Source organism: Methanobrevibacter sp., from assembly GCF_017539065.1.
GTDB lineage: Archaea > Methanobacteriota > Methanobacteria > Methanobacteriales > Methanobacteriaceae > Methanocatella.
Genome location: NZ_JAFYHP010000007.1, coordinates 1 through 3,532 on the forward strand (window position 1 = coordinate 1; position 3,532 = coordinate 3,532).

General features: G+C 32.5%; 4 protein-coding genes. 2 read left to right on the top strand and 2 right to left on the bottom strand.

Features of this window, described 5'->3' with window-relative positions; genetic code table 11:
* Positions 1–648, bottom strand: a 648-nt coding sequence (locus tag IKS50_RS01095) for a phosphoadenosine phosphosulfate reductase family protein (protein WP_292844092.1), incomplete at its 3' end; no start/stop codon positions are given.
* Positions 649–699: 51 nt separating this feature from the next.
* Here IKS50_RS01095 and IKS50_RS01100 point away from each other — a divergent pair.
* A complete protein-coding gene (locus IKS50_RS01100) occupies positions 700–1,005 on the top strand; it encodes an MTH1187 family thiamine-binding protein (RefSeq protein WP_292844094.1) in 306 nt (101 codons plus the stop codon).
* An 8-nt stretch (positions 1,006–1,013) separates the two neighbouring features.
* On the opposite strand, the gene IKS50_RS01105 is transcribed toward IKS50_RS01100, so the two are convergent.
* Positions 1,014–2,120 (bottom strand): DegT/DnrJ/EryC1/StrS aminotransferase family protein, encoded by a 1,107-nt coding sequence (locus IKS50_RS01105; RefSeq protein WP_292844096.1) that lies wholly within the window; start codon positions 2,118–2,120, stop codon positions 1,014–1,016.
* Between the two features lie 95 nt (positions 2,121–2,215).
* Here IKS50_RS01105 and IKS50_RS01110 point away from each other — a divergent pair, with 95 nt between their 5' ends.
* Positions 2,216–3,379, top strand: coding sequence for a tRNA (guanine(10)-N(2))-dimethyltransferase (locus tag IKS50_RS01110; RefSeq protein ID WP_292844098.1), 1,164 nt, complete (start codon positions 2,216–2,218; stop codon positions 3,377–3,379).
* The last annotated feature ends 153 nt before the right edge of the window (positions 3,380–3,532 follow it).

Below are 3,532 nucleotides of genomic sequence, written 5' to 3' on the forward strand. Positions count from 1 at the left end.
CAAGGACAAATGAGAATAAGGACATTCATCCAAATGGATATCTATGTTGTTTATCACCGCCCACATTCCAACTTCCTTTTCAGGAGTATTCCATAACGGTTTAATTCGTGGCACCAATTTTGGATGAATTACATCAAGTTCAGGGCCGAATTTCGAAAATTTGATAGTATCTCCGCGAGCAAAACTCATTAAGAATGATTGAATTTCATCATCAAGATTATGGCCAGTAGCTATTTTACAAGCGCCCAGTTCATAAGCAGTTTTATTTAAAATATTTCTTCTAAAGACCCCACATGGAATGCATGCACTTTTAAAATCAGAGTAGATATCATCTAAATTAAATCCCTCTTCCTCTTTAAATGATTTTTGAACTAGTTTAACATTCAAATCACGAGCATTTTGAATAGCTGAATCAATACCGTGCTGCCTATATCCTTCAATACCCTCATCAACACTAATGGCTACCAAATCAAAGTCTAAAAATTGTTGATAATTTTTTAGGGCATGCAATGTTAGAACACTATCCTTACCACCGGACAATGCAACTGCTATTAATTCACCTTCCCGGATTAATTCATAATCAGAAATTAAATTATTTATCCTTGTAAAAATATGCTCATTAAATTCTTCTTTGTTTAATTTCACCATTACTAAATTAATTTATACAAAGATTAATAAATAATTTTAGTAGGTGAAAAAATGATTACTTGTGATTTTGCAATATTGCCTGTAGGAACAGGAACTACCGAATGTAAAGATTATGTAACCGCAGCAGTTCAGTCAATTAAAGACTCCGGACTTAATTATCAATTAACTGGTATGGGAACACAAATAGAAGCAGAAAATCTAGAAGAATTATACGCAGCAATTGCGGCGGCTCAAGAAGCTATTTTTGAACTTGGAATTGGCAGAGTGTATACAGTTATAAAAATAGATGACAGACGTGATTTAGAAAATAGAACTTTGGATGCCAAAGTTGATACTGTAGAAAAAATGTTAAAATGAGTTAGAACTTATTCTAACTCTTCAGAAGCAGTTTTTACTGCTTCAATTACAAGATCCAAATCTTCTTTTGTAAGTGATGGGTGTACCGGAAGTGAAATTACGTTGTCTGCAGCAAACTCTGCATTTGGACAATCACCTTCAATACCTAATGACCTGTAAATCGGTTGATTATACAATGGAATTGGATAATGAATACCAGTTCCTACACCACAGTCATTAATTATATCGACCCAATCATCACGGTCTCCTTTTTCAACTCTGATAGTGTATTGGTGATATACATGTTTTGATCCGTAAGCACAATAAGGAGTTACAACCCCATCAACATCTTTTAGACCTTGATTTAAATATGCTGCATTATCTATTCTCTTATCATTAAATTCATCGATTTTTTCTAATTGTGCAAGACCTATTGCAGCTGCAATGTCAGTCATTCTAAAGTTATATCCTATTTCATCGTGGTGATATCTTATACTTGCTCCATGTGCCCTAAACATTTTTGCTGCATCGGCTAAATCCTCATCATCAGTGGTGATAATTCCTCCTTCTGAAGTGGTCATGTTTTTAGTTGGATAAAAACTAAAACAGGACATGTCCCCAATACTTCCAACTTTTTGACCGTTGCATGTTGCTCCATGAGCTTGTGCAGCATCCTCTATAACAATTAAGCCATATCTTTCAGCGATTTCATTAATTCTATCCATATTTGCAGATTGACCATATAACTGAACCGGCATGATAGCTTTAGTATTTTCTGTTATTAAATCTTCAATTGCTTCAGGATTTAGAGTATATGTTTTTAAATCAATATCTGCAAATACCGGTCTTGCGCCAGTATATATAATTGAATTTCCACTTGCAATAAAAGTGAACGGAGTTGTAATAACCTCATCCCCTTCGCCAATACCACATGCCAATAAAGCAGTGTGAAGAGCTGCAGTTCCTGAGTTAACAGCAATCCCATAATCTGCTCCAACCCATTCAGCAAATTTTTGCTCAAACTCTTCGACTTTAGGTCCTTGAGCAATCATTCCTGATTTTAATACTTCAACCACGTTTTCAATTTCTTTATCGCCGATAATTGGCTTTGCAATAGGAACTTTAATATCTGACACTATTATCACCAAGTATGAATAAGTTACTATACTAATATTTAAATCTAATAATATTTAAAATATTAGTTATTGACTAAAATTACGAGTGAGAAGTAATGGAAGAATATAAAATAAAAAGTATTGAAGAAGGATTAACTAAAATCGAATTTCCTGAATTTGAAAAGGTTTCATCACAAGCTCCTGTTTTTTATAATCCCCATATGGAATTAAATAGAGATTTATCTATTCTTGCAATCCAAGTATTTCAAAAAGAACAAGACCGTGAAATAAACATTTGTGATTTATTTGGAGGAAGTGGAATTAGAGGGGTGAGATATAAAAACGAAATCGACGGAGTTGGCGAAGTTTCAATAAATGATATAAGTGAAACCGCCAATCATTACGAACGCCATAATATTGAATTAAATAATTTAAGTGATATCGAAGTATATCAACATGATGCAAGTATGTTTTTAAGAATGAAACGTGGTGAATTTGATGTAATTGATATTGATCCTTTTGGAACCCCTTCACCATTTATAGATTCAGCAGGTTACTGTGCTCGTAGGGATTCACTTTTATGTGTTACCGCAACTGATACTTCGGCATTATGCGGAACATACGAGGAACCATGTATTCGCAAATATAATGCCAAACCTTATAAAAGCGAATATTGCCATGAAAATGGAATAAGAATTTTAGCCGGTTTTGTTGCACTCACTCTTTCAAAATATGCCAAATATATTGAAGTGAAAATGTCCCACAGTACCGAACATTACATGAGATTATACCTCAAAGTCAAAAAAGGTTCAAAAAAGACTGATGAATCCTTGAAGAACATCGGTTATATCAGCCACTGCAAAAACTGTTTACACAGGCAAACAGGCCATGGTTTAGCAAGTCCAATTGATGAAATTTGTCCTATCTGTGGTGAAAAACTAGTTCATGCAGGGCCTTTATGGTTAGGAAGCATTCAAGATAAAGATTTTATAAAAAAAATGATTGATGAAGCAGATAATAAAAAAATAAATAGTGAAAAAGAAGCTTTAAAATTATTGAACAAATGTCTCGTTGAATCAGATGCCCCTGTGACATTTTATGATGTGCACAGCATATGTAAAGCCTTAAAAGTTAGTGCACCTAAATTTGATTTAATCTTAAATGAGCTTGAAAAAGAAGGTTTCAAAGCCATAAAAACTCATTATAACCCCCTTGGCATTAAGAGTGATGCAGGCATTGAAGATATTAAAAATATTTTGATTAAATTTAATAAAATCTAAATTTTATATATAATTTTTTCATAATAATAGAAATTTAAAAAAAATAATTATTAAAACATTTGAAAATTTAAGTTAAATTGACAAAATTTGGTAATGTAAACCTTACAATAGTTATTTTTTTAAAAAATTTATAAAAATATAAAAAAAATACTC